The organism is Streptomyces sp. NPDC059718, assembly GCF_042733315.1.
Lineage (GTDB): Bacteria > Actinomycetota > Actinomycetes > Streptomycetales > Streptomycetaceae > Actinacidiphila.
Window position 1 is genome coordinate 65,042 of record NZ_JBHWGA010000031.1, and the last position, 24,905, is coordinate 89,946.

The 24,905-nt window shown below is 74.6% G+C and carries 27 protein-coding genes; 8 read left to right on the plus strand and 19 right to left on the minus strand.

The window, feature by feature from the left end; translation table 11 throughout:
- Window positions 1–36: 36 nt before the first annotated feature.
- From ACFV3E_RS30360 to ACFV3E_RS30375, 4 genes are read right to left on the minus strand one after another with little or no spacing between them, the layout of a single operon-like run.
- Window positions 37–1,605 carry an acyl-CoA synthetase gene (locus tag ACFV3E_RS30360; protein ID WP_500537572.1) on the minus strand — a complete coding sequence of 523 codons (1,569 nt, stop codon included), beginning with the start codon at window positions 1,603–1,605 and terminating at the stop codon, window positions 37–39.
- Between the two features lie 12 nt (window positions 1,606–1,617).
- Window positions 1,618–2,721: an NAD(P)H-dependent flavin oxidoreductase gene (locus tag ACFV3E_RS30365; RefSeq protein WP_500537573.1), complete on the minus strand. Its 1,104-nt coding sequence runs from the start codon at window positions 2,719–2,721 to the stop codon at window positions 1,618–1,620.
- The gene (locus tag ACFV3E_RS30370) at window positions 2,706–3,404 is read right to left on the minus strand and encodes a hypothetical protein (protein WP_500537574.1); all 699 of its coding nucleotides are present in this window, start codon (window positions 3,402–3,404) and stop codon (window positions 2,706–2,708) included. Before ACFV3E_RS30370 ends, ACFV3E_RS30365 begins: the two co-directional genes overlap by 16 nt.
- Before the next feature lie 33 nt (window positions 3,405–3,437).
- On the minus strand, window positions 3,438–4,346 hold the full coding sequence (locus ACFV3E_RS30375; protein ID WP_500537575.1) for an SDR family oxidoreductase: 909 nt from the start codon (window positions 4,344–4,346) through the stop codon (window positions 3,438–3,440).
- 182 nt (window positions 4,347–4,528) lie between these two features.
- Here ACFV3E_RS30375 and ACFV3E_RS30380 point away from each other — a divergent pair, with 182 nt between their 5' ends.
- The gene (locus tag ACFV3E_RS30380; RefSeq protein ID WP_500537576.1) at window positions 4,529–5,425 is read left to right on the plus strand and encodes a LysR family transcriptional regulator; all 897 of its coding nucleotides are present in this window, start codon (window positions 4,529–4,531) and stop codon (window positions 5,423–5,425) included.
- A 376-nt stretch (window positions 5,426–5,801) separates the two neighbouring features.
- On the opposite strand, the gene ACFV3E_RS30385 is transcribed toward ACFV3E_RS30380, so the two are convergent.
- From ACFV3E_RS30385 to ACFV3E_RS30410, 6 genes are all read right to left on the minus strand, one after another.
- Window positions 5,802–7,850: a serine/threonine-protein kinase gene (locus ACFV3E_RS30385; RefSeq protein WP_500537577.1), complete on the minus strand. Its 2,049-nt coding sequence runs from the start codon at window positions 7,848–7,850 to the stop codon at window positions 5,802–5,804.
- A 76-nt stretch (window positions 7,851–7,926) separates the two neighbouring features.
- Window positions 7,927–8,793 carry an oxygenase MpaB family protein gene (locus ACFV3E_RS30390; protein WP_500370722.1) on the minus strand — a complete coding sequence of 289 codons (867 nt, stop codon included), beginning with the start codon at window positions 8,791–8,793 and terminating at the stop codon, window positions 7,927–7,929.
- Between the two features lie 140 nt (window positions 8,794–8,933).
- Window positions 8,934–9,386, minus strand: a complete 453-nt coding sequence (locus ACFV3E_RS30395; RefSeq protein ID WP_500537578.1) for an SPW repeat domain-containing protein — start codon at window positions 9,384–9,386, stop codon at window positions 8,934–8,936.
- Between the two features lie 177 nt (window positions 9,387–9,563).
- Complete coding sequence (gene crcB / locus ACFV3E_RS30400) at window positions 9,564–9,938, minus strand: fluoride efflux transporter CrcB (RefSeq protein WP_500324281.1); 375 nt, start codon at window positions 9,936–9,938, stop codon at window positions 9,564–9,566.
- A complete protein-coding gene (locus tag ACFV3E_RS30405; RefSeq protein ID WP_499510625.1) occupies window positions 9,935–10,282 on the minus strand; it encodes a DUF190 domain-containing protein in 348 nt (115 codons plus the stop codon). Before ACFV3E_RS30405 ends, crcB begins: the two co-directional genes overlap by 4 nt.
- Entirely contained in the window at window positions 10,279–10,767 is a 489-nt protein-coding gene (locus ACFV3E_RS30410) for a fluoride efflux transporter FluC (RefSeq protein WP_500537579.1), read from the minus strand. Before ACFV3E_RS30410 ends, ACFV3E_RS30405 begins: the two co-directional genes overlap by 4 nt.
- Window positions 10,768–10,986: 219 nt before the next feature.
- Between ACFV3E_RS30410 and ACFV3E_RS30415 the strand changes: the two genes are divergently transcribed.
- Window positions 10,987–11,481, plus strand: a complete 495-nt coding sequence (locus ACFV3E_RS30415) for a nucleotidyltransferase domain-containing protein (RefSeq protein ID WP_500537580.1) — start codon at window positions 10,987–10,989, stop codon at window positions 11,479–11,481.
- Window positions 11,482–11,483: 2 nt separating this feature from the next.
- On the opposite strand, the gene ACFV3E_RS30420 is transcribed toward ACFV3E_RS30415, so the two are convergent.
- The 5 genes from ACFV3E_RS30420 to ACFV3E_RS30440 form a co-directional block, all read right to left on the minus strand.
- On the minus strand, window positions 11,484–11,885 hold the full coding sequence (locus ACFV3E_RS30420) for a VOC family protein (RefSeq protein ID WP_500537581.1): 402 nt from the start codon (window positions 11,883–11,885) through the stop codon (window positions 11,484–11,486).
- Window positions 11,886–11,994: 109 nt separating this feature from the next.
- Entirely contained in the window at window positions 11,995–13,173 is a 1,179-nt protein-coding gene (locus ACFV3E_RS30425; protein WP_500537582.1) for an acyl-CoA dehydrogenase family protein, read from the minus strand.
- An 89-nt stretch (window positions 13,174–13,262) separates the two neighbouring features.
- Window positions 13,263–14,126: a 5-oxoprolinase subunit C family protein gene (locus tag ACFV3E_RS30430; RefSeq protein ID WP_500537583.1), complete on the minus strand. Its 864-nt coding sequence runs from the start codon at window positions 14,124–14,126 to the stop codon at window positions 13,263–13,265.
- Window positions 14,123–14,752, minus strand: a complete 630-nt coding sequence (locus ACFV3E_RS30435; RefSeq protein WP_500537584.1) for a 5-oxoprolinase subunit B family protein — start codon at window positions 14,750–14,752, stop codon at window positions 14,123–14,125. Before ACFV3E_RS30435 ends, ACFV3E_RS30430 begins: the two co-directional genes overlap by 4 nt.
- Entirely contained in the window at window positions 14,749–15,513 is a 765-nt protein-coding gene (locus ACFV3E_RS30440; protein ID WP_500537585.1) for a LamB/YcsF family protein, read from the minus strand. The genes ACFV3E_RS30435 and ACFV3E_RS30440 overlap by 4 nt, the downstream gene beginning before the upstream one ends.
- Before the next feature lie 212 nt (window positions 15,514–15,725).
- Here ACFV3E_RS30440 and ACFV3E_RS30445 point away from each other — a divergent pair, with 212 nt between their 5' ends.
- The 4 genes from ACFV3E_RS30445 to ACFV3E_RS30460 all read left to right on the plus strand — a co-directional run bounded on the left by ACFV3E_RS30445 (window position 15,726) and on the right by ACFV3E_RS30460 (window position 18,641).
- The gene (locus ACFV3E_RS30445) at window positions 15,726–16,436 is read left to right on the plus strand and encodes a GntR family transcriptional regulator (protein ID WP_500537586.1); all 711 of its coding nucleotides are present in this window, start codon (window positions 15,726–15,728) and stop codon (window positions 16,434–16,436) included.
- A gap of 121 nt (window positions 16,437–16,557) precedes the next feature.
- Entirely contained in the window at window positions 16,558–17,550 is a 993-nt protein-coding gene (gene dhaK, locus ACFV3E_RS30450; RefSeq protein ID WP_500370712.1) for a dihydroxyacetone kinase subunit DhaK, read from the plus strand.
- 24 nt (window positions 17,551–17,574) lie between these two features.
- Window positions 17,575–18,246: a dihydroxyacetone kinase subunit DhaL gene (gene dhaL, locus ACFV3E_RS30455; protein WP_500537587.1), complete on the plus strand. Its 672-nt coding sequence runs from the start codon at window positions 17,575–17,577 to the stop codon at window positions 18,244–18,246.
- On the plus strand, window positions 18,243–18,641 hold the full coding sequence (locus tag ACFV3E_RS30460) for a PTS sugar transporter subunit IIA domain-containing protein (RefSeq protein WP_500324292.1): 399 nt from the start codon (window positions 18,243–18,245) through the stop codon (window positions 18,639–18,641). The genes dhaL and ACFV3E_RS30460 overlap by 4 nt, the downstream gene beginning before the upstream one ends.
- Window positions 18,642–18,665: 24 nt before the next feature.
- Here the strand turns inward: ACFV3E_RS30460 and ACFV3E_RS30465 are convergent, their stop codons facing one another.
- A complete protein-coding gene (locus ACFV3E_RS30465; protein ID WP_500537588.1) occupies window positions 18,666–18,923 on the minus strand; it encodes a type B 50S ribosomal protein L31 in 258 nt (85 codons plus the stop codon).
- 52 nt (window positions 18,924–18,975) lie between these two features.
- A complete protein-coding gene (rpmG, locus tag ACFV3E_RS30470) occupies window positions 18,976–19,140 on the minus strand; it encodes a 50S ribosomal protein L33 (protein WP_499510637.1) in 165 nt (54 codons plus the stop codon).
- Window positions 19,141–19,289: 149 nt separating this feature from the next.
- On the opposite strand from rpmG, the gene ACFV3E_RS30475 reads away from it, so the two are divergent.
- Together ACFV3E_RS30475 and kstD are read left to right on the plus strand one after the other, a co-directional pair.
- Window positions 19,290–20,381 (plus strand): PP2C family protein-serine/threonine phosphatase, encoded by a 1,092-nt coding sequence (locus tag ACFV3E_RS30475; RefSeq protein ID WP_500537589.1) that lies wholly within the window; start codon window positions 19,290–19,292, stop codon window positions 20,379–20,381.
- Window positions 20,382–20,474: 93 nt separating this feature from the next.
- Window positions 20,475–22,271: a 3-oxosteroid 1-dehydrogenase gene (gene kstD / locus ACFV3E_RS30480; RefSeq protein WP_500537590.1), complete on the plus strand. Its 1,797-nt coding sequence runs from the start codon at window positions 20,475–20,477 to the stop codon at window positions 22,269–22,271.
- Between the two features lie 13 nt (window positions 22,272–22,284).
- Here kstD and ACFV3E_RS30485 read toward each other — a convergent pair whose 3' ends face one another.
- Complete coding sequence (locus ACFV3E_RS30485; protein WP_500537591.1) at window positions 22,285–22,827, minus strand: PadR family transcriptional regulator; 543 nt, start codon at window positions 22,825–22,827, stop codon at window positions 22,285–22,287.
- A gap of 26 nt (window positions 22,828–22,853) precedes the next feature.
- Window positions 22,854–24,875 carry an FAD-dependent oxidoreductase gene (locus tag ACFV3E_RS30490; RefSeq protein ID WP_500537592.1) on the minus strand — a complete coding sequence of 674 codons (2,022 nt, stop codon included), beginning with the start codon at window positions 24,873–24,875 and terminating at the stop codon, window positions 22,854–22,856.
- Window positions 24,876–24,905 lie beyond the last annotated feature (30 nt).

Here is a 24,905-nt window from a genome sequence, read left to right on the forward strand (position 1 = left end):
GTCGCCCGGCCGTACGGGGGCCGGGCGGTCCCGTCGTCACACCGGCCGTGCGCGGCCCTCCCAGTACGGGTCGCGGAGCCGGCGCTTGTAGAGCTTGCCGTTGGGGTCACGCGGCATCTCGGCGACGAAGTCCACCGACCGGGGGCGCTTGTAGCCCGCCAGCCGCTCCTCGCAGTGGGCCAGGACGGAGGCGGCGAGTTCCGGCCCGGGCGCGTGGCCGGGGGCGGGCTCGACGACGGCCTTGACCTGCTCGCCCCAGTCGTCGTGGGGGATGCCGAAGGCGGCCGCGTCGGCGACCGCGGGGTGGCTGAGGAGCGCGGCCTCGATCTCGGCGGGGTAGACGTTGACGCCGCCGGAGATGATCATGTCGATCTTGCGGTCGCGGAGGTAGAGGTAGCCGTCCTCGTCCAGGTAGCCCAGGTCCCCGACGGTGAAGAAGTCGCCGATGCGGCTCGCCCGGGTCTTGGCCTCGTCCTTGTGGTAACGGAAGCCGGGGGTGTTCATCTTGATGTAGACGGTGCCGAGTTCACCGGGCGGCAGCCGGTTGCCGTCGTCGTCGTGGACGGCGATCTCGCTGATCGGCCACGCCTTGCCGACCGTGCCGGGCTTCTTCAGCCACTCGGCGGCGGAGGCGAAGGTGCCGCCGCCCTCGCTGGCCGCGTAGTACTCCTCGACGCACGGCCCCCACCACTCCAGCATGGCCCGCTTGATGTGCTCGGGGCAGGGCGCGGCGCCGTGGACGGCGTGCCGCATCGAGGAGACGTCGTGGCGGCTCCTGACCTCCTCCGGGAGGGCCAGCAGCCGGTGGAACTGCGTCGGCACCATGTGGGTGTGCGTGCAGCGGTGGACGTCGATCAGCCGCAGCATCTCCTCGGGCGTCCACTTGTCCATCAGGACGACCGGGTGGCCGATGTGCAGCGCGGCGCCCGCGAACTGCAGCACCGCCGTGTGGTACAGCGGCGAACAGACGAGATGGACGTTCCCGTCGAAGGGGCGGATGCCGAAGATGCCGAGGAAGCCGCCGAGGTGGGTCTCCTCGGGGGGCCTGCCGGACAGGGCGCGCCGGATGCCGCGGGGGCGGCCGGTGGTGCCGGAGGTGTAGTTCATGACCCAGCCGGTGGTGCGCTCCCCGGGCGGGGTGCCGGGCATGCCGGCCTGCAGGTCCGCGTACGGACGGAAGCCCTCGATGCCGGTGGCGCCGACGGCGTAGCGGCGCATCGCGGGCAGTCCCGCCTCGTCGGCGGCGGCGCGTGCCTGGTCGCCGAAGCGCTCGTGGGCGATCAGCACCTTCGCTCCGGAGTCGGCGACGATCCAGGCGATCTCGGGCCCCACCAGGTGGTGGTTGACCGGGACGAGGTAGAACCCGGCCTGGAAGGCGGCGAGGTACGCCGTGAAGAACTCGGCGCCGTTCGGCAGCACGACCGCGAAGGCGTCGCCGGTCCGCAGCCCTGCGGCGCGCAGGCCGTGGACGAGGCGGTTGGACTCCTCGTGCAGCCGCCGGGCGCTCCACCGGTCGCCGTCGGGAGAGGTGAGCACGACCCGTTCCGGGTCGGCGGCGGCCTGGGCCCAGAACCCGTTGGGGGCGTTCGCCGTGGTCGATGTCATGGTGCCGCCTCCTCAGGTGCGTCCGGCGATGCGGTTCATGCGGTCGACGGCCCGCTCGAAGCCGCGGGTCAGATCGTCGAAGACCGCCTGGACGCTGCGCACTTCGCGCATCTGGCCCACGATCTGGCCGACCGGCGTGCCGAGCAGCGGCTCCACCTCGTACTTCTGGATCCGGGTGATCGCGTCGGCGACCAGCAGGCCCTGCAGGGGCATCGGCAGCGCTCCGGGCCCGGCCGGGCCGTCCCAGGCGTCGGTCCACTCGGTGCGCAGCTGGCGGGCCGGTTTGCCGGTCAGGGCGCGCGAGCGGACGGTGTCGCCGGAGCCTGCCGCGAGCAGCTTGACGACCAGGGCGGAGGAGGGGAGCTCCGCCTCCGTGGTGGTCAGCCACACCGAGCCCAGCCACACGCCCTGGGCGCCCAGCGCGAGCCCGGCGGCGGCCTGCTCGCCGGTGCCGATGCCCCCGGCGGCGAGCACGGGCAGCGGGTCCACGGCACGGACGACCTCGGGCACCAGCACCATGCCGGCGATCTCGCCGGTGTGGCCGCCGGCCTCGTAGCCCTGCGCGACGACGATGTCGATGCCCGCCTCCTGGTGGTGCCGGGCGTGCCGGGCGCTGCCGGCGAGGGCGGCGACGGGGACGCCCCGGTCGTGGGCGCGCCGTACGACGTCCGCGGGCGGGGAGCCCAGCGCGTTGGCGAGCAGGCCGATCGGGAAGTCGAAGGCGACGTCGAGCTGCGAGCGGGCCACCTGCTCCATCCAGCCCGTGATGCGCCATCCGATGGGATCGCCCGGTTCCAGCTCGGGCACGCCGTGCTTGGCCAGCACCTCCCGGACGTACTGGCGGTGCCCCTCCGGGATCATCGCCTCGACGTCCGCCTCGGTGACGCCCTCGACCTTCTTGGCCGGCATGACGACGTCCAGCCCGTACGGCCGGCCGTCGGTGTGCGCCTCCATCCACTCCAGGCCCCGGGCCAGCTCGTCGGGCGCGGTGTAGCGCACCGCCCCGAGGACGCCCATGCCCCCGGCCCTGCTGATCGCGGCCGCGACGGCGGGGAACGGCGTGAAGCCGAAGATGGCGTGCTCGATGCCCAGCCTCTTGCTCAGCTCCGTCTCCATGGGGGCAGGATGCCCGAGCGGACCGGCCGGGGGAAGAGATTTTCTGATGCAGCGTCAGATTTTAGGGAAACGCACCTCTCCCCACCCGCCGTCGCGCAGGTCCCGGACGACCACACGGCCGGGCCCCGCGGGCTCCGCGCAGGCGGGCTCGCACGGATCGAGCCGTCCGGGCTCCCGGTGAGGGCGGCCCCCGGCCCGAAGTACCCCTCGTCCAGGGCGAATTCCCACCGGCTCCCGCGCCCGGCGGGCGCCGCCCGCTCCAGCGGCGCCGAAGCGGGCCGGAGCCCCGTCGACTCCTGCCGGAAACCGCGGCCGCCGCACCACATCTCGACCACCGTGCGCGTGGTCAGCGCCGCGGCGGCGGCCGGCAGGAACCACGCGGGGCCGAGCAGCGAACCGAAGTACCCGGCGGCGGGCCCCTCCCGCCCGTCCCAGGAGTGCGGCTCGTCGAGGGTCACCGTGAAGGAGAGGTCACCGGTGATCTCGACGAGCCCGCTCAGGGAATGCGACGGGGCGACCGCGGTCGCCGGGTGCAGGACGTGCCCGGCGACGGCGGACAGCACGGCGGTCGGCAGCCGCGGATCGCCCTGCCCGAACCGGAAGTACCTCCCCGGCCGGGCGCGCACCCCCGCGTCGAACGCCGGGAGGGCGATGCGCGACGCGTCGTACGAGTGCCCGGTCATGGCCGCAGGCTACGCGCCGCCCGCCGCTGCGGGTCAGGCGTCGGACCGGCCGAAGTAGTGGCCCTCCGCCAGGTCCTGGAGCAGCGCGGGGTGCTCCGGGCGCCACCCCAGGAGCTCCCTGGTGCGCGCGTTCGACGTCGGGTTGTCGAGCGTCGCGAAACCGGACAGGAAGCCGAGGTGCTCCTCCGCCCCCTCGCGCGGCACGCTCTTCACCGGGACGTCCAGGCCGCGGCCGATCGCCTCGGCGATCTCCCGGAACGGGATGCCCTCGTCGCCCACCCCGTGCAGCCGCGAGCCCGCCGGCGCCGCTTCCAGGGCCAGACGGAACAGGCGCGCCGCGTCCAGGGTGTGGACGGCGGGCCAGCGGGTGGCACCGTCCTCCACGTACGCCGAGACGCCCTTGTCCCGCGCGATGCCGATCAGCCGCGGGACGAAGCCGTGCCGGTCGGACGGGCCGTGCACGGACGGGGCGAGCCGGACGACCGACGACCGGACCCCGCGCGCGGCAAGTGCGACCGCCGCGTTCTCCGCGGCGCCGCGGGGAGATGCCGGGGCCGCCGCCTCGTCCTCCGTCCCGGGGCGGACCGCGACGGCGGACGCGAGCATCAGCGTGCCGGAGGTGATCACGAAGGGGCGCCCGGAGCCCTCGAGCGCGTCCCCCATCGCCTCGACGGCCCGCAGGTCGGAGGCGACCGCGCCCGCGTAGTCGGAGAAGTCGTGGTCGAAGGCGAGGTGGATGACGCCGTCGGCCTCCGCTGCCCCGCGGCGCAGACCGCCCGGGTCCTCCAGGCTGCCGCGGTGCACCCCGGCGCCCGCGGCCGTCAGCGCGGCGGCGGAACGGTCCGAGCGGGCGAGGCCGACGACCTCGTGCCCGGCCCCGAGGAGTTCGGCGACGACGGCGGTCCCGATGTGTCCGGTGGCGCCGGTGACGAATACATGCATGCTGCGATCCTTCGATGAGGTGGTGTGGTGCCGCCCCCTCGCGCGGTGCCGGCGGCGCGGTCCGGGGCGGTCTCCATCGTGCGGGCCGGGAACACCCGCGGTCCAAGGCCCGTTCTGCACGGCGCAATGCGTTCCGGGCATCACCCCAGGTGGAAGGGGACGAGGCGGACTAGGCTGGCGTCATGTCCGAGTCCTCCTCCGCGCCGCCGGACCTCGACCTGCGGCTCGTGCGCTACTTCACGGCCGTCGCCGAGCACCTTCACTTCGGCCGGGCCGCCGAGGCGCTCCACGTCACCCAGCCGTCCCTGAGCCGGCAGGTCCGCCGCCTCGAGCAGCAACTCGGCGCACGCCTGCTGGACCGCACCCCGCGGGGCACCGTCCTCACCGAGGCCGGGGAGGTCTTCCTGCCCCGCGCCAGGGCGCTGCTGCGCTCCGCCGCGAGCGCCGCGGCCGAGACCCGCGCCGCCGCCCGGCCCAGCCGGATCACCGTGGGCTACACCGCGGGCCTCATCGTCACCCCCGCGGTGCGGGAGCTGCGCCACCGGCATCCCGACGCCGACGTGCGCACCCAGCACGTGCCCTGGAACGAGGCCCGCGCGGCACTGCTGGACCACCGGGTGGACGCGCTGGTCACACGGCTGCCGTTCCCCACCGACGGACTGCACGTGAGCGTGCTGTACGACGAACCCCGGGTGCTGGTGGTGCCGCTGGACCACCGCCTCGCCGGCAAGGAGTCCGTCACGCTCGACGACATCGCCGGCGAACCCCTGCCCCGGGTACGGCAGTCGGACCCGTCGTGGAGCGCGTTCTGGCGGATCGACCCCCGCCCCGACGGCAGCCCGGCGCCGGACGGTCCCCTCATCGACGCCGTCGAGGACAAGTTCGAGGTGGTCGCCGCCGGGCAGGCCGTGACCATCTCGGCGGGCGTCCGCGGCGGCCTGCGCCCCGACCTCACCGCGATCCCCCTCGAAGGCGTCGAGCCGAGCCACGTCGCCGTGGCGACCCGCGCCGGTGACGGCAACCGCCTCGTGGCGGCCTTCCGCAAGGCAGCGCAGTCCCGCCTGACCGGCCGCCCCTGAACCCGGAACCGAAGTGGTGCGGCAGCCACCGCCGAGGCCGCGGCGGCCGGGACGAACTCCACCGCAGGCGCTCACCGCCGCAGCCTCGTCGCGGGCGCGCCCGGAACACGGCCGGCGGGCCCCTCCCCCGGAAGCCCGCAGGTCGGCTCTCGCCCGGACGCCCCGGAATCCGCGGCCCGACGCCGCGACCGGACGCCGCGACCTGATGCTCGGCGCGCCTGCGACCCCGACCAGCGCGGGCGGAACGGCAGCCCGGCACTCGGGGAACCCCATTCCCGCGGCCGCTTCCGCGGAAGCAATGCGGCAGCCACCGCCGAGGCCGCCTCGACAGGCACGACTCCCACCACGGCGCCCACCGCGCCGGCAGGTCGTCCGGTCAGCCGGGCAGGCCCAGCTGTTCGCGGCAGCGGGCCCGGTCCTCGCGGCTGGCCACCGTGTCGGGGTGCTCCGGGCCGAGGGTCCGCTCGCGGGCGTCCGCCACGGCCTCGTGGAGGGCCAGGGCCTCGCGCCAGTCCCCCAGCCAGCCCAGGGCGACGGCGATCTCGCGGCGGCTGACGAGCGTGTCGGGGTGGTCCCCGCCGAGCACGCGGGTGCGGACCGCCGCGACGTCGCGGGCCTCGGCGAGGGCGTCGCGCCAGCGGCCGAGACGGCCGAGGTTGACCCCGAGGCCGTGCCGGGCGCGGAGGGTGTCGGGGTGGGCGGGGCCCGACACACGGGTGCGGAGGGCGACGAGGTCGTTGTAGAGCTCGTGGGCCTCGGCGCCGAGGCCCATCCGGCCCAGGCAGATGCCCAGTTCGTGGCGGGTGGCCAGGGTGTCGGGGTGGTCGGCCCCCAGCAGTCCCGCCCGGGTCGCGGCGACGTGGGCGTAGGTGGCGCGGGCCTCCGGCCAGCGGTCGAGCAGCCCGAGCAGATGGCCGACCTCGCTGCGGGTGGTGAGCGTGTCGGCGTGGGCCGGCCCCAGGACGCGGGTGCGGGAGTCCGCGACCTGCGCCGCCAACGCGTACGCCTCCTGCGTGCGGCCGAGCAGCCCGAGCGTGACGGCGAGGTTGTGCCGGCAGTGCAGGGTGTCGGGATGGTCGGTGCCCTGCCGCCGTTCGCGGGCGGCGAGCACCGCGGTGTACCCCTGACGGGCCTCCTCGTGGCGGCCGAGCCGCCCGAGGGCGTAGGCGGCCTCCTGTCGGGCGGCGAGCGCGGCGGGGTGATCCGCGCCCAGGGCCTGCGCCCGGGCCGCGGCCACCTCCTCGTACGCGCGCAGCGCCTCGGCGTGGCGGCCGCCGCGGCTGAGGCACAGGGCGAGTTCGTAGCGGCTGGTGAGCGTGTCGGGATGGGTGGCGCCGAGCAGCCGCTCGCGCTCCTCGGCGACGGCACGGTGCGACCGTTCGGCCTCGGACCAGCGGCCCAGCCGGGCGAGTCCGACGGCCGCGGTGTGCCGACTGGCCAGGGCCCCGGCGCCGTGCATGCCGGGCGCCCCCGACCGCAGTTCCAGCCGGCGCGCCCAGGAGGGCAGCCCGTGCTCGGGACGGGTGCCGCCGTGCCCGCCGTGCCCTCCGTGCCCTCCGTTCCGGAGCGTCTTGAGCCGGCCGGCCACGTCGGCGGCGCTCTGCGGGCGGTCCTCCGGGTTCTTGGCGAGCAGGTCGAGGACGAGCTGCTCCAATTCCCCGGGCAGGTCGGGCCGGTGCTCGCGCGGCGGCCGGGGCGGGGTGTCGCGGTGGCCGACGAGGACGGCCCAGGTGTCGTCGAGATCGAAGGGCGGGGCGCCGGTGGCGATCTCGTAGAGGACGCAGCCGAGCGAGTAGAGGTCGCTGCGGTGGTCGATCCCGTCCTCGCCGCCGATCTGCTCCGGCGACATGTAGTGCGGGGTGCCCATGGCGACCCCCGTGCCGGTCAGCCGCGAGGTGAAGCCGATGTCGTGGCCGAGGCGGGCGATGCCGAAGTCGCAGATCTTCACGTCGCCGTCGGCGAGCCGCATGACGTTCGCCGGCTTCAGGTCGCGGTGCACGATGCCCCGGGCGTGGGTGTAGGCCAGGGCCGCGGCGATCTGCACGGCGATGTCGGTGACGTCGGGGACGGGCAGCGGACGGCCCTCGTTGTCACCGAGCAACTGCCGCAGGTTGCGGCCCTCGAGCAGCTCCATGACGAGGAAGAGCACGCCCTCGCTCTCGCCGAAGTCGTGGACGACGGTGACGCCGCGGTGCTGGAGCGCCGCCGCGACCCGTGCCTCGCGGCGGAACCGCTCCCGCAGCACCCGGTGCACGGACGGGTCCAGTGAAGGGCTCGTCGGTTTCAGGCACTTGACCGCGACCTCCCGGCCCAGCGACTCGTCCAGCGCCTTCCAGACCTCGCCCATGCCGCCGCGCCCGATCCGCTCCCGCAGCCGGTAGCGGTCGCGCAGCAGTGTTCCCCCGTCGTACCGGCCTGCCGTCATGGTGTGCGCCGCCCCCGGTCGTCCGCCTCTCCCCGCACCCAGTATGGCCGCGGGGGGCACGCTTGGGGACCCGCCGTTATCCCCGGGAACGCGCCTGTTCGCGCAGCCGGTGGGTGGACGGGTGCGTGCCGGGGCCGAGGCGTCCGACCGCCTTGAGGATGTGCCCGGGGGGCAGTTGCCAGCGCACGTAGGAGGGGACCGTACGCAGCAGCAGGCCCGTGCCGCGCAGCCGCCGCCCGGTGACGGGGACGGCCGGGGCGGGCCGCCCGTACAGCTCGTGGGCGAAGGGCGGCAGCGCGGCGTAGGCCAGTGCGGTGGCCCGGCCCCACACGGCGAACCGCAGGGGCAGCAGCGCCCAGGGCACGGGCGGCCCCTGCAGGAAGGCGAAGACCTCCAGGGCCTCGGGGGTGACGGCGAGCTCGGGCCGCACCTTCTCGAAGTAGGCGGCGAGCGACCCGGTGTCGCCGGGGACCTCCGCCGGGTCCAGGCCCACCAGCCGGGCGGCCTCGCGCTGTTCGGCGACGTAGGCGTCGGCCTGGGCGTCGGACAGGGGGAAGCCGGAGCGCCGCGCGACCTCCAGGTAGGAGTCGATCTCCGCGCAGTGCACCCACAGCAGCAGTCCGGGATCGTCGACGGGGAAGCGCTCGCCGCTGTCCGGGTCCGTCGCGGACAGCCGGCGGTGGATGCCGCGCACCTTGGCCCCGGCCCGCTCGGCCTGCAGCGTGGTGCCGTAGGTGATCGTGCCGACGAAGTCCGCGGTGCGCAGCAGGCGGCCCCACGCGTCCCGGCGGAAGTCCGAGTTCTGCGTGACGCCGCGCACCGCGCGCGGGTGCAGTGCCTGCAGGTACAGCGCCCGTACGCCGGCGATCCACATCATGGGGTCGCCGTGCATCTGCCAGGTGACCGAGGCGGGCCCGAAGAGCCCGGGGTCGGCGTCGCGCATCGCAGCCTCCTGTCGCCGTGCGACCACGGCCGGCCCCACCCGCGACCGGGGCGGCGGCCTCCGGCCTGGTGCCCGCAGCGCCGAGCATAGGGCCGCGCGGGGCGCCGGGTCTGCCCGCGCGGCCCTCCCGCGATGGCGCGTCAGGCGGCCGCGGCGTCACCCGGCGGGTGGGAGCGCCGTCGCTCGATCAGGGCCAGGCTGACCGCGCCGAGGACGATCAGGCCCACGCCCGTCACGATCTGGTTGAGGGGCGCGAGACCGGCCCCCGGGTCGTCGAAGTAGCCGAAGACGAACGGCGAGGCGACCAGGCAGGCACCGCACACGATGGTGATGACGTCGCTGCCGGGGCCCCGGGTCCGGGCCGCGCGTGCGATCGCGTTGAGCAGGATGATGGTCGAGAAGACCAGGTCGACGATCCGCACGTTGTTGCCGATGGGCGTGTCGGGATACGCCAGCGCCCATCCGGCGGCGAACAGCCATCCGCCGATCAGCAGCAGGGGTGCCGTGAACAGCGAGTCGCGTATGTCGGCCGGTGGGGTCTGGGCGTGGCCCGCCGTTTGGATCCGGGTGCCGGAACGCTGAGCCAGGGACATGGTGCCCTCCCGCGGTGGGTGCCCCGTCGCCCGGCACGCGGCGCACGCCTCGCGGCGCCTGTCGGCGGGGAACACACCCGCGTCCGCTCCGGGCGACGGGCCGGAGTGTGGACTCCTCTCATTTTAGGTGGGTCGCCGGGAACGTCCTGTTCGGCGGGCTCCGGTGCCGGGCGCGGTTCAGGCCCAGATCGCCTGGGCCACGGCGGCCCCGGTGAAGGCCGCGCCGATCCCGGCGACCACGCTGGCGACGACGTTCGCGACGGCGAAGAACCGCGCCCCGGTCTCCGCCAGCCGCAGGGTCTCGTACGAGAAGGTCGAGTAGGTGGTCAGCGCCCCGCAGAAACCGGTGCCGACCAGGAGCTGGACCGAATGGGAGGCGGCCCCGTAGGTGACCCCGCCGGCCACCAGCCCCAGGACGAGGCAGCCGACGACGTTGACCGTGAACGTGCCCCACGGGAACACGGTGTCGTGCCGGGCCTGCACGGCGCGGTCCGTGAGGTACCGCAGCGGTGCCCCGACCACGGCCCCGGCGATGACGAGCACCCAGTTCACCCGTGGTTCCCCCGTCCCACGTAGCGGATGACCTCGACCTCGTCGAGGGTGACCAGCCCTTCGGTGACCAGCTCGTCGAGCTGCGGCAGGAACGCGCGGACGCGCTCCTCGTGGTCGACGATGACGACGGCCACCGGCAGGTTGTCGCTCAGCGAGAGCAGCCTGCTGGTGTGGATCAGCGAGGAGGCGCCGAAGCCCTCCACGCCGTGGAAGACGCTGGCGCCGGCCAGGCCGGCGTCGTGGGCGCGGCGGGTGATCTCGGAGCACAGCGGCTTGTGGTGCCAGGTGTCGTTGTCGCCGATCAGGATCGTCAACCGCATCGCGGTGCCGTGCAGCCGTGTCATGTCTGCCTCCGAACGATCAGGCGACGGGCCGTGTGCGCCGCGCCCCACACCGCGGCCAGGGCGATCAGCGGTGTGGCGGCGAGGTAGGCCAGCCCGGCTCCGGCGTGACCGCCCTGGACCAGGCCGTGGATGTCGACGGCGTAGGTGGAGAAGGTGGTGAAGCCCCCGAGCACGCCGGTGCCGAAGAACGGGCGCACGAGCCGGTGGACGGACCACATCTCGGTGATGACCACCATGAACACGCCGATCACGGCGCAGCCGAGCGCGTTGACACCGAAGGTGGTCCACGGGAAACCGCCCGGCGCACCGGGCCACAGCAGGCCCGCGCCGTAGCGCGCGCACGCTCCCAGCGCTCCGCCGACCGCGACCACGCCGACGAACGGCGCCTGTTCCCGTATCCGCGCGGATCGCGGCAGGGGCGCCTGCGGCTCGGCATCGGGGGACACGGGCTCGGTCATCGGGGAGAAGGGGGCTGGTGAGGTCATGCGTCTCCTACTCGTGAGGCGCTCTGCTGCGGGCGCGTTCCGTCACAAGTAGGGACCGTTGGCGGCATCCTCACCGCGGTTCGGGTACGGCGGGCCCCACCGCCGCGCGGCGGTCACCAGGGACCACCGCTGCTCCCAGCATACTCCGCGGTTCCCGGCCCCGTGATCCGTTCCGGGGTGGCACCCTGGGGCTTCGAACCGGGCGAGGGGGATGCGGGGATGATGACCGGGCCGGACGTGGTGGAGATCCTGCACCTGCTGCGGAGGGCCGGCGTGGAGGTCTGGGTGGGCGGCGGCTGGGGCGTCGACGCCCTGCTGCGCGGGCAGACCCGCGACCACCGGGACCTGGACCTCATGCACCGCCACGAGCAGGAGGACACCGCGGTCGCGGCGCTGGCCGCGGCCGGCTTCACCCAGACCCTCGACTGGCGGCCGGTGCGCTTCGTCGTCACCGACGGCAGGGGCCGTGAGATCGACCTGCACCCCCTGTCCTTCGCCGCCGACGGGAGCGCGCGGCAGGCGTCGCCGGAGCCGGGGCGGCCCTTCGTCTACCCGGCCGCGTGCTTCGTCACCGGCGAGGTCGAACGGACCGTCGTCCCGTGCCTGTCGGCCGAGCAGCAGGTGTACTTCCACCAGGGGTACGAGCCGACCGACCGGGACCGCCACGACATGCTCCGGCTCCGCGAGGCCTTCGGCATCGCCACCCACTTCTGAGGTCATCCGGACAGCGGCGTCAGGAAGATCCAGACGTGGCCGAAGGGGTCCCGGAGCATCGACTGGCGCGCGCCGTAGGGCATGTCGGCCGGGGCCGTGAGCAGTTCGGCTCCGGCGGCCACGGCCCGGTGGGTGAGGGCGTCCACGTCCGGCACGTAGACGTGCAGGACGACGGACGGCCCGGCCGAGGCGGTCGGGGGCGACGCCGGGGCCTCGGCGTCGCCGAGCATGAGGGTGGAGCTGTGGATCCTGATCTCGGCGTGCACGATCCGCCCGTCGTCGCCTTCGAGACGGAAGGACTCCGTCGCTCCGAACGCGGCGGCGTAGAACGCGATCGCCTCGGCGGCCCCTTCGACCAACGCGTGCGGGATGACGGCGTACTTGTACTGCTCGGGGATCTCCATGCACCGCACCGTAGGCAGACGCCGGGCGGCCGGGCATCGAGCGGAGGTCCGGCTGCGCCTGTGCCGATGGACGTAGGACCGGCGGCGGCCGGGCCGGCTCCCGGCCGCCTCACCTCCGTACGCGCGGCATGCCCAGCCCGATCCAGGAGATGATCTCGCGCTGGATCTCGTTGTTGCCGCCGCCGAAGGTGAAGATGACGGCGCTGCGGTAGCCGCGTTCCAGCTCGCCGTGGAGGAGGGCGCCCGCGGAGCCCTCCTTCATGGGGCCGAGGGCGGCGGTGACCTCCATCAGCCAGGCGTACGCGTCGCGACGGGCCTCGGAGCCGTAGACCTTGACGGCGGAGGCGTCGTGCGGGGTGAGGGTGCCGCGCTGGAGGGCGTCGACCATCTGCCAGTTGAGCAGCTTCATGGCGTCCAGGCGGGCGTGGGTGCGGGCGAGGCGGCCGCGGACCCAGGCGAGGTCGATGACGCGGCGGCCGTCGGCCAGCTTGGTGTCGGCGGCCCAGCGGCGTACGTCGTGGAAGGCGCGGATCGCCATCGTGCCGTGGGCGGCGAGGGTGACGCGCTCGTGGTTGAGCTGGGTGGTGATCAGCCGCCAGCCCTGGTTCTCCTCGCCGACGCGGCGGTCCACGGGGACGCGGACGTCCTCGTAGTAGCTCGCGGTGGTGTCGTGGGAGGCGAGGGTGTTGATGATCGTGCAGGAGTAGCCGGGATCCGTGGTCGGCACCAGGAGGATCGAGATGCCCTTGTGGGGCGGGGCGCCGGGGTCGGTGCGCACGGCGAGCCAGACCCAGTCGGCGGTGTCGCCGTTGGTGGTCCAGATCTTCTGGCCGTTGATGACGTACGCGTCGCCGTCCCGTACGGCGCGGGTGCGCAGCGCGGCCAGGTCGGTGCCGGCGTCCGGTTCGGAGTAGCCGATGGCGAAGTCGATCTCGCCGGCGAGGATGCGCGGCAGGAAGTGGGCCTTCTGCTCCTCGGTGCCGAACTGCATGATCGTGGGGCCGACGGTGTTGAGCGCCATCAGCGGCAGCGGGACGCCCGCCTGGGCGGCCTCGTCGAAGAAGATGAACTGCTCCATGGGGGTCATGCCGCGGCCGCCGTACTCCTCGGGCCAGCCGACGCCGAGCCAGCCGTCGCCGCCGAGCCGGCGGACGGTGTCGCGGTAGAAGCGCTTGGCCGCGGCCCGGTCGAAGTGGCGGGCGTAGGCGTTGTCGGGCACCAGTCCGGCGAAGTACGACCTGAGTTCGGCGCGCAGCCGCTGCTGCTCCGGGGTGTGGTCCAGGTGCACGGCCCCTCCAGAGGTCCGGTCGCGTCCCTGAGCGACGACGGCGCAAGAGTAGAACGCGTTACAGAAATCCGGAAGGGCCGTGACCGGCCTCAGCGTTGGGGCACGAAGCGCACCGGCAGCCCCGGGACGGCCTGCGCGGCCGCGGCCAGGCCGCGCTCGGGGACGACGCCGACGACCGGGTAGCCGCCGGTGGTGGGTGAATCGGCGAGGAAGACCACCGGCCTGCCGTCGGGCGGCACTTGGACGGCGCCCACGACCATGCCCTCGCTGGGCAGCTCCCGGTGGACGGCGCGCTCCAGCACCGGCCCCGTGGTGCGCAGCCCGATGCGGTTGCTGCGGTCCGACACCCGGAAGCGGCCGGCCGCGAGGGTCCGGACGGCCGCGGCCGTGAACCAGTCGTCGCGCGGCCCGAGCCGCAGCGGCAGCACGAGCTCCCGCGGCGGACCGGCGTGCGGGGCCAGGTCGGCGTGGACGGGCAGCCCCGGCCCCGGGCCCAGCGGCAGGACGTCACCGTCCCCGAGCGGGGCGGGCCCGAGCCCGGACAGCAGGTCGGTGGAGCGGCTGCCGAGCACCGCGGGCACGGCCAGACCGCCCCCGACCGCGAGGTAGCTGCGCACGCCCCGCGTGGCGGGCCCGACCTCGAGCACCGCCCCGGCCGGCAGCCGCACGGGGGTGCCCCAGGGGGCGGGACGGCCGTCGAGCAGGACCGGTGCCGGGGCTCCGGTGACCGCGACGACGGCAGGGCGGGTGACCCGCACGGTCACCCCGGTCAGCGTGGTCTCCAGGGTCGCGGCGCCGTCGGCGTTGCCCACCAGGCGGTTGGCCAGCCGGTGCGCCGGCCGGTCCAGGGCCCCGGAGCGGGCGACGCCGAGGGCGGCGTGGCCGTACCGCCCGAGGTCCTGGACGGTGGTCAGCGCGCCGGCCCTGACGACCCGCAGCTCGCCCCCGCTCATGCGCCGGCCCCGGCGGGCACGGGGACGAAGCGCACGCGGGTGCCGGGCGCGAGCAGCGCGGCGGGTTCGCGTTCCAGGTCCCACAGGCGCACGGAGGTGGTGCCGATCAGCTGCCAGCCGCCCGGTGAACTCCTCGGGTAGATCCCGGTGTAGGGGCCGGCGACGGCCACCGAGCCGGCGGGCACCGAGGTGCGCGGCTCACCCCGGCGCGGCACGCCGTACCGTGCGCCGAGACCGGTCATGTAGGCGAAGCCCGGGGCGAACCCGCAGAAGGCGACGCGGTGTTCGGCACCGCTGTGCAGCCCGGCCACGTCCTCCTCCGCGACGCCCCACCGCTCGGCCACCACCGCCAGGTCGGGCCCGTCGTAGCGCACGGGGATCTCCACGAGCGGTCCGCTCCCGGCGGCCCGGGCCGTGACGGACCAGCCGCGCAGCTCGGCGCGGAGCGCGGCGGCGTCCGGCACCCCGTACAGCAGCACGGTCCGCTCGCCGGGGACGATCTCGCGCACCGGCCCGAGGCTGCCCTCGCCACGGCGGCGCAGGAGCTCGGCGTGCCAGGAATGCGCCTCCTCGGCGGTGGCGAGCTCGATCAGGAGCGCGTCCTCCCCGACGTCAAGGACCCTCATGCGAACGCCTCCAGCCGCACGCCCGCGTCCTCGAGCGCGGCCCGCACCCGCAGGGCCGTGCCCACCGCGTCCGGGGAGTCGCCGTGCAGGCACAGCGACCGCGCCCGTACGGTCACCCGCTCGCCGGTCAGGGCGGTGGTGACGCCGTCGCGGGCGAGGGCGACCGCCTGCCGGGTGACCTCGTGGGGGTCGGCGAGGAGCGCGCCCGAGGTGCCGCGCGGGACGAGTGTGCCGGCGGCGGTGTAGGCGCGGTCGGCGAAGGCCTCCCCCACCACGTCCAGCCCGGCTTGCCGGGCCGCGCGCTCCATGGCCGAGCCGGGCAGGCAGAGCACCGGCAGGGCCGGGTCGGCCCGCCGGGTGCCCGCGGCGACGGCGGCGGCCTGCTCGTCGTCGACGACGACCTTGTTGTAGAGGGCCCCGTGCGGCTTCACGTACGCCACCTGGGCCCCGGCGGCGCGGGCGAAGACCTCCAGTGCGCCGATCTGGTACGTGATCTCGTCGGCCAGTTCGTCGGCGGGCACCTCCATCGCCCGCCGGCCGAACCCCGCCAGGTCGCGGTAGGAGACCTGGGCGCCGATGCGCACCCCGCGCCCGGCCGCGGTGTCGCACACCCGGCGCATGATGCCGGGGTCCCCGGCGTGGAAGCCGCAGGCGACGTTGGCGCTGGTCACGACGGAGAGCAGGGCGTCGTCGTCGGTGAGGACCCACCGCCCGTAGCCCTCCCCCAGGTCCGCGTTGAGGTCGATCACGAGGTCTGTCATCGGTACGGCGAGCTCCTCGGGAAGGGTCGCGTCCGGTCGGGCGACGCGAGCTGCGGTGTCCGGCGGGCCGGTGGCGAACGGGTACCCGGCGCTCGATCACCGTAGATTCTTGTTGAACGATCCCACAAGAGTCCTGTTGTCTTGTCCCCCGCTCTCGGATTGACTGGGCCCGCGCCGCGAGCCCGCGGCGGAGCGGAGAGGGGCGGGGGACGATGACAGCCGAGGTGGATCCGGCGGTCCTCGTGGGCGACCGCGCACTGCTGGCACGCTCCAGCACCGCCGACCGCGTCGCCGCCGTGCTGCGCACCCGGATCTCCGAGGGTCACCTGCCGCCGGGCGCCAAGCTCGCCGAGGACGTCGTCGCCGGGGCGCTGGGCGTCTCCCGCAACACCCTCCGCGAGGCCTTCCGGCTGCTGACGCACGAGAGACTGCTGGTGCACGAGCTCAACCGCGGGGTCTTCGTCCGGGTGCTGACCACGGGGGACGTCGTCGACATCTACCGGGTGCGGCGCCTGGTCGAGTGCTCCGTGATCCGCGGCCTCGTGGCCCCGCCGTACGACCTGACCGGGGCGGCGGACGCCGTGGCGGAGGGCGAGCGGGCCGCGTCCGGGGAGCGGTGGGGCCTGCTCGGCACGGCCGACATCCACTTCCACCAGGCGCTGGTCGACCTCGCGGGCAGCGCCCGGCTGACCGGGCTCATGACGGGCGTGCTCGCCGAACTGCGCCTGGCCTTCCACGCGATGGACGACCCACACGAGTTCCACGCGCCCTTCCTGGGCGGCAACCGGGAGATCCTCTCGGCCCTGGAGGCGGCCGACCCCGCGAAGGCGGAACTGCTGCTGGCGTCCTACCTCGACGACGCCGAGGCGCAGCTCGTCCGCCGGTACTCCGGACCCGCCGGGGGCGGGGACGGCCGTCGCTGAGGCCCGGTGCACGGTGCACACGAGACTCGTGCGTCATCAGGACTGCCCACGGCGCGGCTGATCCGTAGGCTGATGTCACAGCGCAGCACCGCCAGACCCAGCCTTTGGACGGAGCCGTTCGATGAAGATGCTGATCAATGTCCCGGAGACCGTCGTGGCCGACGCGCTGCGGGGGTTCGCGGCCGCGCATCCCGAGCTGACCGTGGACGTGGAGAACCGGCTGGTCGTGCGCCGGGACGCGCCGGTCGCGGGGAAGGTCGGGCTGGTCTCCGGCGGCGGGTCGGGGCACGAACCGCTGCACGGCGGGTTCGTGGGACACGGGATGCTCGACGCGGCCTGCCCGGGCGAGGTGTTCACCTCCCCCGTCCCGGACCAGATGGTGCGGGCCGCCGCGGCGGTGGACAGCGGGGCCGGGGTGCTGTTCATCGTGAAGAACTACACCGGTGACGTGCTGAACTTCGACATGGCCGCCGAGCTGGCCGAGGACGAGGGGATCGTGGTCGCCAAGGTCCTGGTCAACGACGACGTCGCGGTGACCGACAGCCTCTACACGGCGGGACGGCGCGGCACCGGCGCCACGCTCTTCGTGGAGAAGATCGCGGGCGCGCTGGCCGAGGAGGGGGCGCCGCTGGAGCGCGTCGAGGCGGTCGCGCGGCGCGTCAACGAGCTCTCGCGGAGCTTCGGCGTGGCGCTGACCGCGGTCAGCACGCCCGCCAAGGGCGCGCCCACCTTCGACCTCCCGGCGGGCGAACTGGAGCTGGGCATCGGCATCCACGGCGAGCCGGGCCGGGAGCGGCGGGCGATGATGACCTCGGGCGAGATCGCCGAGTTCGCCGTCGACGCCGTCCTGGACGACTTCCGCCCGACCGGTCCGGTGCTGCTGCTGGTGAACGGCATGGGCGGGACGCCGCTGCTGGAGCTGTACGGGTTCAACGCCGAGGTGCACCGTGTGCTCGGGGCGCGCGGCGTGACGGTGGCCCGCACACTGGTCGGCAACTACGTGACGTCGCTGGACATGGCGGGCGCGTCGGTGTCGCTGTGCCAGGTGGACGAGGAGCTGCTGCGCCTGTGGGACGCGCCGGTGAGCACGCCGGGCCTGCGCTGGGGCGCCTGAGCGAGCAGAAGGAGAGCGGGAGAGATGAGCGAGGCATCGTCCACCGGAGCGGGCCAGGTGATCGACACGGCTTTCCTCCGCCGTTGGCTCACCGCCGCGGCCTCGGTGATCGAGCGCGAGGCGGACCGGCTGACGGAGCTGGACTCCCCCATCGGCGACGCCGACCACGGCGCGAACATGCGGCGCGGTTTCATCGCGGCGCGCACCGCCGTGGAGAAGGAGCCGCCGGACACCCCGGGCGGCGTGCTGGTGCTGGTCGGCCGACAGCTGATCAGTACGGTCGGCGGGGCCTCGGGGCCGTTGTACGGGACGCTGCTGCGCAAGGCGGGCAAGGCCCTGGGCGACGGCCACCAGGTCGCGCCGGAGGAGTTCGCACAGGCGCTGCGGGAAGGGGTCGACGGCGTGGCGCAACTGGGCGGCGCGGCGCAGGGGGACAAGACGATGCTGGACGCGCTGGCGCCGGCCGTGGAGGCGCTGTCGTTCGCCCTCGACAAGGGCGCGGGGCTCGCCGAGGCGCTGTCGGCGGCCGCGATCGCCGCGGACGAGGGCGCGCTGGCGACCGTGCCGCTGCAGGCCCGCAAGGGGCGGGCGAGCTACCTCGGGGAGCGCAGCATCGGGCACCAGGATCCCGGGGCGACCTCCTCGGCCCTCTTGCTGGGCGCCCTGGCCGGCACCGCGCGGGGCGGTGCGTCATGACGGTCGCGGTGGTGCTGGTGTCGCACAGCGCCGAGGTCGCCGAGTCGGTCGCCCGTATGGCGACCGGCCTCAGCGGCGGCGGGGCCCGGGTGCCGGTGGCCGCCGCCGGCGGCGCGCCGGACGGCGGACTCGGCACGGACGCCGCGAAGATCGCCGCCGCCGCGCACGCGGTGGACCAGGGCGACGGCGTCGCCGTCCTCGCCGACCTGGGCAGCGCGGTCCTGACGGTGAAGACGCTGCTCGCCGACGAGGACGAGCTGCCGCCCGGCACCCGGCTGGTCGACGCGCCGTTCGCCGAGGGCGCGGTGGCCGCGGTGGTCACCGCGTCCGCGGGCGCCGACCTGGACGCCGTGGCCGCGGCGGCCCAGGACGCGTACACGTTCCGCAAGACCTGAGCGGCGCCGCGGCCGCCGGGGTCGTCAGCTCCGGCGGGCGCCGGTCCCGTACCGGCGCTCGAACCGCTCGACGCGTCCGGCGGTGTCCAGGACGCGGGCGTTGCCGGTGTAGAACGGGTGGCTCGCGGAGGAGATCTCCACGTCGACCACCGGGTAGGTGTTCCCGTCCTCCCAGACGACGGTCTTCTCGCTGGTCATCGTGGAGCGGGTGAGGAAGGCGTGGTCAGCGGCGCGGTCGCGGAAGACGACCGGACGGTAGACGGGGTGGATCGTGTGCTGCACGGTGTGCTCCAGTCTGGGGAAGGGACGGGGGACGGTCGGCCTCGCGCCGGTGTCAGCGCTCCTCGCGGAACGGCACGTGACGGCCGACGGCCGGGTCGTACTTGCTCAGGACCATGCGGTCCGGGTCGTTGCGCCGGTTCTTGCGGGTCACGTAGGTCGTGCCGGTACCGGCGGTCGACCGGAGCGTGACCACCGGGCGCTGCTCGCTGCGTGCCATGCGGTGCCCTCTTCTTCCATAATGGTTTTCATTTTCTTCGGACGTGCGGTTCAACACGGGGACCCTCGCGTCCATTCCCGCCGTTCCCCGCCCGCTGCGGCGAAGATGGAGACAGGGGGTCCCGCACGGCGACAGGAGGGCCGGCACCGATGGCCCGAGGCCCGCACCAGCGCACCGCGGCAGCCCCGCTCGCTCTGTCCCGCGGGGCGCTCTGCTTCCTGGCCATGGCCTACCTGCTGATCGCCGCGTGCGTGGTCCTGGACCTGACCAGCGGTCCGCAGACCACCCTGGCCCCCGTGCTGGCGGCCCTTCCGGTGCTCGCCGGTGCGCACTCCCGCCGCGCCCGCGGGCCGCTGGCGGCCGGGGCGCTCGCGATCGGCCTGGTCTTCGTGCTCGCGGCGGCGAACCACGGGGTCCCGGCGCTGGTCCACGTGGCCTCCGCGATCACCGTGCTCGCGGTGACCTTCACCAGCACCGGCGCCGTCGTCCTGATCACCGGGCGGGAACGGGAGCTGGCCCGGGTCCGCGGGGTCGCCGAGGCGGCGCAGAGCGCCCTGCTGCGTCCCGCGCCGCCCCGGATCGGCCGGCTGCGCGTCGCGGTGCGGTACGTGGCGGCGGAGGCGGAGGCCCGTATCGGCGGGGACCTGTACGAGGTGGTGCCGACCGACTACGGGGTGCGGGTGCTGCTCGGCGACGTGCGCGGCAAGGGACTGACCGCCGTGGAGACCGCCGCCGACGTCCTCGGCGTCTTCCGGGAGGCCGCCCGCTCCGAACCGGGCCTGGACGCGGTGGCCGCCCGGCTGGACGGCGCGCTCTCCCGCAGCGGCGGCAGCGAGGACTTCGTCACCGCCGTGCTGCTGACCGTCCCGGAGTCCGACGACGCCGCCGTGCTCGTCAACTGCGGCCACCCCGGGCCTCTGCTGCGGCGCGCCGCCACGGTGACCGAGCTGACGCCGCAGACCCCGGCGCCGCCGCTCGGGCTCCTCGCCCTGACCGGCGACCGCTACCGGCCGCAGACGGTCGCCTTCCACCGCGGCGACCTGCTGCTGTTCTTCACCGACGGCGTGGTCGAGGCCCGCGACCGCCAGGGCCGCTTCTATCCGCTCGCCGACCGCGTGCGGGAGATGCCGGAGCAGGACCCGGACGACCTGCTCGACCGGGTGCTGGCCGATCTGCGGTCCTGGAGCGGCGGCGGTCTCGGCGACGACGCGGCACTGCTGGCCGTGCGCCGCACACGGTGACGGAGGCGGTGACGGACGCGCGCGTCTTGACTTCCCCGGGCACCGGCCGCACATTTCTGACGCAATGTCAGATTCCAGTGCCGGAGGCCCGCCATGCCCGAGTCCGCCTTGGCCGACGACCGCACGGAGCGGCCCTCCCGCCGCCAGGTGCTGCGCGACGCTGCCGCGGGCACCGGCGCGGGGCTGCTGTTCGCCGCCGGGCTCACCGCGGCGGCACCCGCGCGGGGTGCCGACGTCCCGGTGGCCGGCGAGTACGACGTCGTGGTCGTGGGATCGGGCGCCGCCGGGATGACGGCGGCGCTGACGGCCGCGGCGCGCGGGCTGAGCTGCGTCGTGGTGGAGAAGGCCGCCACCTTCGGCGGTTCCGCGGCCCGCTCGGGGGCCGGGATCTGGATCCCGTGCAACCCGGTGCTCCTGGCCGCCGGGGTGCCGGACACCCCGGAGAAGGCCGCTTCCTACCTCGCGGCGGTCGTCGGCGGCGACGTAACCGTCGAGCGGCAGCGGGCGTTCCTGACCCACGGGCCGGCCATGATCGCCCTCGTCATGGCCCACAGCCCCCTGCGTTTCCGCTGGATGGAGGGGTACAGCGACTACTACCCGCACCTGCCGGGCGGGATGCCGAACGGCCGCTCCATCGAACCCGACCAGCTGGACGGGAACGTGCTCGGCCCGGAACTGGACCGTCTCAACCCCCCGTACATACCGGTCCCCGACGGACTGGTCGTCTTCAGTGCCGACTACAAGTGGCTCAACCTGGCCGCGGTCAGCGCCAAGGGCCTGGCCGTCTCCGTCGCGTGCCTCGCGCGCGGCACCGAGGCCGCCCTCAAGGGGCAGAAGCCGCTCACCATGGGCCAGGCGCTGGCCGGCGGGCTCCGCGCCGGACTGCTGCGGGCGGGAGTGCCCGTACGGCTGAACACCCCGCTGGTCGACCTGGACGTCGTGGGCGGGGCGGTCACCGGGGTGGTCGTGGCCCCCGACGGCGGCGCCCCCGCCCTGATCAGGGCGCGGCGCGGTGTGGTGGTCGGTTCCGGCGGCTTCGAGCACGACGCGGCCATGCGCGCGCGGTACCAGCGGCAGCCCATCGGCACCGAGTGGACGGTCGGCGCGAAGGAGAACACCGGCGACGGCATCCGCGCCGGGGAGCGCGCCGGGGCCGCCCTGGACCTGATGGAGGACGCGTGGTGGGGCCCGGCCATCCCGCTGCCCGGCCGGACGTGGTTCTGCCTCGCCGAACGCACGCTGCCCGGCGGGCTGATCGTCGACCAGGCGGGCGAGCGCTTCGTGAACGAGGCCGCGCCCTACAGCGACGTGGTCCACGTGATGTACGACCGGAACGCCGCCGCCCCCGACATACCGGCATGGCTGATCACCGACCAGAACTACCGCAACCGCTACCTGTTCAAGGACGTCGCCCCGGCGCTGCCCTTCCCCGAGGACTGGTACGCCTCCGGCGCCGTCCGCAAGGCCTGGACCCTGAGCGCGCTCGCCGGGGAGATCGGGGTGCCGCCGGCGGCCCTGCGCGCCACCGTCGGACGCTTCAACGGGCAGGCGCTCACCGGCCGCGACCCCGACTTCCATCGGGGGGACAGCGCCTACGACCACTACTACACCGACCCGGCGGTGCTGCCGAACTCCTGCCTGGCCCCGCTCTGGCTGCCGCCCTACCACGCCTTCAAGATCGTCCCCGGGGACCTCGGCACCAAGGGCGGCATGCGCACCGACGCCCGCGCCCGGGTGCTGCGCCCCGACGGGACGGTCATCAGGGGCCTGTACGCCGCGGGCAACGCGAGCGCGGCCGTGATGGGCCACAGCTACGCCGGGGCGGGCTCGACCATCGGCCCCGCGATGACCTTCGGCTACGTCGCCGCCAACGACATCGCCGACCACTGACCCCGGCGGCCGGTCAGGACCGCCCCATCTCCTCGACCTCGGCGACCGCCTCGCCGAGCCACTGCGCCCAGAAGGTCTCCAGCTCGATGCCCGCACGCAGCACCAGGTGCCGCAGCCGGTCCTCGTCGGCGCCGCGCCCCGGCGGGAAGTCGCGCCGCTCGATCTCGGCGTACTGTGCCAACTGCCGCTCGTGCAGCTCCAGATGGCGGCGCAACTCGGCCGCGAGCCCGTCGGTCCCGACGACCGCCGCCGCGCGCAGGCGCAGTAGCAGCGGGTCGCGGATGGGCTTGGGGTCCTCGGTGGCGGCCACCCAGGCGACGAGCTCGGCACGGCCCGCGGGCAGCACCTCGTACTCCTTGCGCTGGCCGCGGGCGGGCTGCGCCGCGGGCAGGGCGCGGATCAGCCCCGCCTCCTCCAGCCGGCCCAGTTCGCGGTAGATCTGCTGGTGCGTCGCGGACCAGAAGTAGCGGATCGAGCGGTCGAAGCGGCGTGCCAGCTCAAGGCCCGAGGACGGCTTCTCCAGCAGGGCGGTGAGGATGGCGTGCGGCAGCGACATGCCCGCATCCTACGGACGGGCCGGGGTCACAGCGCCGCGGCCACTTCGGTGCCCTGGCGGATGGCCCGCTTGGCGTCCAGCTCGGCCGCGACGTCGGCGCCGCCGATGAGGTGCACGGAGTGCCCGGCCGTGCGGAGCGCCTCGTACAGGTCGCGGCGCGGCTCCTGACCGGCGCACAGGACGACGGTGTCGACCGGCACGGTCCGCCGCTCGCCGTCCACGGTGATGTGCAGGCCCTCGTCGTCGATGCGCTCGTAGACGGCGCCCGCGACCATGGTGACGCCGCGGTGCTTGAGCTCGGTGCGGTGGATCCAGCCGGTGGTCTTGCCCAGCCCCGCGCCGACCTTGGTGGTCTTGCGCTGCAGCAGGTGCACGGTGCGCCGCGGCCGCGGCCGCTCGGGCGCCCGCAGCCCGCCGGGCGCGCGGTAGTCGGTGTCGACGCCCCACTGGCGGAAGTAGGTCTCCGGGTCCCGGCTCGCGCCCTCGCCGCCGTCGGTGAGGAACTCGGCGACGTCGAAGCCGATGCCGCCCGCGCCGACGACGGCGACCCGCTCGCCGACCGGGGCGCCGTCGCGCAGCACGTCGAGGTAGTTCAGCACGCTCGGGTGGTCGACGCCGGGGATCTCGGGGGTGCGCGGAGTGACGCCGGTGGCCAGGACGATCTCGTCGAAGCCCCGGTCCGCCAGGGACTCCGCCGTGACGTGGGTGCCCAGGCGCAGTTGCACGTCCTCCTCCGCGAGCCGGGTGCGGAAGTACCGCAGCGTCTCGTCGAACTCCTCCTTGCCCGGCACCTTGCGGGCGACGTTCAGCTGTCCGCCGATCCGGTCGGCGGCGTCGAAGAGGGTGACGGCGTGGCCGCGTTCGGCCGCGGAGACGGCGCAGGCGAGCCCGGCGGGCCCGGCTCCGACGACGGCGACGTTCTTGCGCAGGCGGGTGGGGAGGAGGACGAGCTCGGTCTCGTGGCAGGCCCGGGGGTTGACCAGGCAGGAGGTGAGCTTGCCGCTGAAGGTGTGGTCCAGGCAGGCCTGGTTGCAGCCGATGCACGTGTTGATGGCGTCCGCGCGATCCTCGCGGGCCTTGGCGACGAAGTCCGGGTCGGCGAGCATCGGGCGGGCCATCGACACCATGTCCGCGGCGCCCTCGGCGAGCAACCGCTCCGCCACCTCGGGGGTGTTGATGCGGTTGCTGGTGACCAGCGGCACGGAGACCGCGCCCATCAGCTTCTTCGTCACCCAGGTGTACGCGCCGCGCGGGACGGAGGTGGCGATGGTGGGGATGCGCGCCTCGTGCCAGCCGATGCCGGTGTTGATGATCGTCGCGCCGGCCGCCTCGATCTCCTTGGCGAGGGAGACGACCTCCTCCAGGGTGGACCCGCCGGGCACCAGGTCCAGCATGGACAGCCGGTAGACGATGATGAAATCGGGTCCGACCCGCTCGCGGGTGCGGCGGACGATCTCCAGCGGGAAGCGGGTCCGGTTCTCGTAGGAGCCGCCCCAGCGGTCGTCGCGGTGGTTGGTGGCGGAGGCGATGAACTCGTTGATCAGGTAGCCCTCGGAGCCCATGATCTCGACGCCGTCGTACCCCGCCCGCTGCGCGAGCGCGGCCGCCCGCACGAAGTCATCGACGGTCTCCTCGACCTCCTCGTCGGTGAGGGCGTGCGGGACGTAGGGGCTGATCGGTGCCTGCAGCGCGCTCGGGGCGACCAGGTCGGGGTGGTACGCGTACCGGCCGAAGTGCAGGATCTGCATCGCGATGCGGCCGCCGGCGCGGTGCACGGCGTCCGTGACGACGGCGTGCTGCGCGGCCTCGGCCTCGGTGGTCATCCGGGCCCCGCCCGGGTAGGGGCGGCCCCGGTCGTTGGGGGCGATGCCGCCGGTCACGATGAGGCCGACGCCACCGCGGGCCCGGGCGGCGTAGAACGCGGCCATCCGCTCGAAGCCGCGCTCGGCCTCCTCGAGACCGATGTGCATCGAGCCCATGAGCACCCGGTTCGGCAGGGTGGTGAAGCCGAGGTCGAGCGGGCTCAGCAGGTGCGGGTACGGGCTCATCGCGGGGTCTCCTCGGGCGGCGGCGCGCGG

Coding starts and splice junctions, on each gene's coding strand:
- ACFV3E_RS30360 (WP_500537572.1), bottom strand. CDS start 1,605: ATGACATCGACCACGGCGAACGCCCCCAACGGGTTCTGGGCCCAGGCC.
- ACFV3E_RS30365 (WP_500537573.1), bottom strand. CDS start 2,721: ATGGAGACGGAGCTGAGCAAGAGGCTGGGCATCGAGCACGCCATCTTC.
- ACFV3E_RS30370 (WP_500537574.1), bottom strand. CDS start 3,404: ATGACCGGGCACTCGTACGACGCGTCGCGCATCGCCCTCCCGGCGTTC.
- ACFV3E_RS30375 (WP_500537575.1), bottom strand. CDS start 4,346: ATGCATGTATTCGTCACCGGCGCCACCGGACACATCGGGACCGCCGTC.
- ACFV3E_RS30380 (WP_500537576.1), top strand. CDS start 4,529: ATGTCCGAGTCCTCCTCCGCGCCGCCGGACCTCGACCTGCGGCTCGTG.
- ACFV3E_RS30385 (WP_500537577.1), bottom strand. CDS start 7,850: ATGACGGCAGGCCGGTACGACGGGGGAACACTGCTGCGCGACCGCTAC.
- ACFV3E_RS30390 (WP_500370722.1), bottom strand. CDS start 8,793: ATGCGCGACGCCGACCCCGGGCTCTTCGGGCCCGCCTCGGTCACCTGG.
- ACFV3E_RS30395 (WP_500537578.1), bottom strand. CDS start 9,386: ATGTCCCTGGCTCAGCGTTCCGGCACCCGGATCCAAACGGCGGGCCAC.
- ACFV3E_RS30405 (WP_499510625.1), bottom strand. CDS start 10,282: ATGACACGGCTGCACGGCACCGCGATGCGGTTGACGATCCTGATCGGC.
- ACFV3E_RS30410 (WP_500537579.1), bottom strand. CDS start 10,767: ATGACCTCACCAGCCCCCTTCTCCCCGATGACCGAGCCCGTGTCCCCC.
- ACFV3E_RS30415 (WP_500537580.1), top strand. CDS start 10,987: ATGATGACCGGGCCGGACGTGGTGGAGATCCTGCACCTGCTGCGGAGG.
- ACFV3E_RS30420 (WP_500537581.1), bottom strand. CDS start 11,885: ATGGAGATCCCCGAGCAGTACAAGTACGCCGTCATCCCGCACGCGTTG.
- ACFV3E_RS30430 (WP_500537583.1), bottom strand. CDS start 14,126: ATGAGCGGGGGCGAGCTGCGGGTCGTCAGGGCCGGCGCGCTGACCACC.
- ACFV3E_RS30435 (WP_500537584.1), bottom strand. CDS start 14,752: ATGAGGGTCCTTGACGTCGGGGAGGACGCGCTCCTGATCGAGCTCGCC.
- ACFV3E_RS30440 (WP_500537585.1), bottom strand. CDS start 15,513: ATGACAGACCTCGTGATCGACCTCAACGCGGACCTGGGGGAGGGCTAC.
- ACFV3E_RS30445 (WP_500537586.1), top strand. CDS start 15,726: ATGACAGCCGAGGTGGATCCGGCGGTCCTCGTGGGCGACCGCGCACTG.
- dhaK (WP_500370712.1), top strand. CDS start 16,558: ATGAAGATGCTGATCAATGTCCCGGAGACCGTCGTGGCCGACGCGCTG.
- dhaL (WP_500537587.1), top strand. CDS start 17,575: ATGAGCGAGGCATCGTCCACCGGAGCGGGCCAGGTGATCGACACGGCT.
- ACFV3E_RS30460 (WP_500324292.1), top strand. CDS start 18,243: ATGACGGTCGCGGTGGTGCTGGTGTCGCACAGCGCCGAGGTCGCCGAG.
- rpmG (WP_499510637.1), bottom strand. CDS start 19,140: ATGGCACGCAGCGAGCAGCGCCCGGTGGTCACGCTCCGGTCGACCGCC.
- ACFV3E_RS30475 (WP_500537589.1), top strand. CDS start 19,290: ATGGCCCGAGGCCCGCACCAGCGCACCGCGGCAGCCCCGCTCGCTCTG.
- kstD (WP_500537590.1), top strand. CDS start 20,475: ATGCCCGAGTCCGCCTTGGCCGACGACCGCACGGAGCGGCCCTCCCGC.
- ACFV3E_RS30485 (WP_500537591.1), bottom strand. CDS start 22,827: ATGTCGCTGCCGCACGCCATCCTCACCGCCCTGCTGGAGAAGCCGTCC.
- ACFV3E_RS30490 (WP_500537592.1), bottom strand. CDS start 24,875: ATGAGCCCGTACCCGCACCTGCTGAGCCCGCTCGACCTCGGCTTCACC.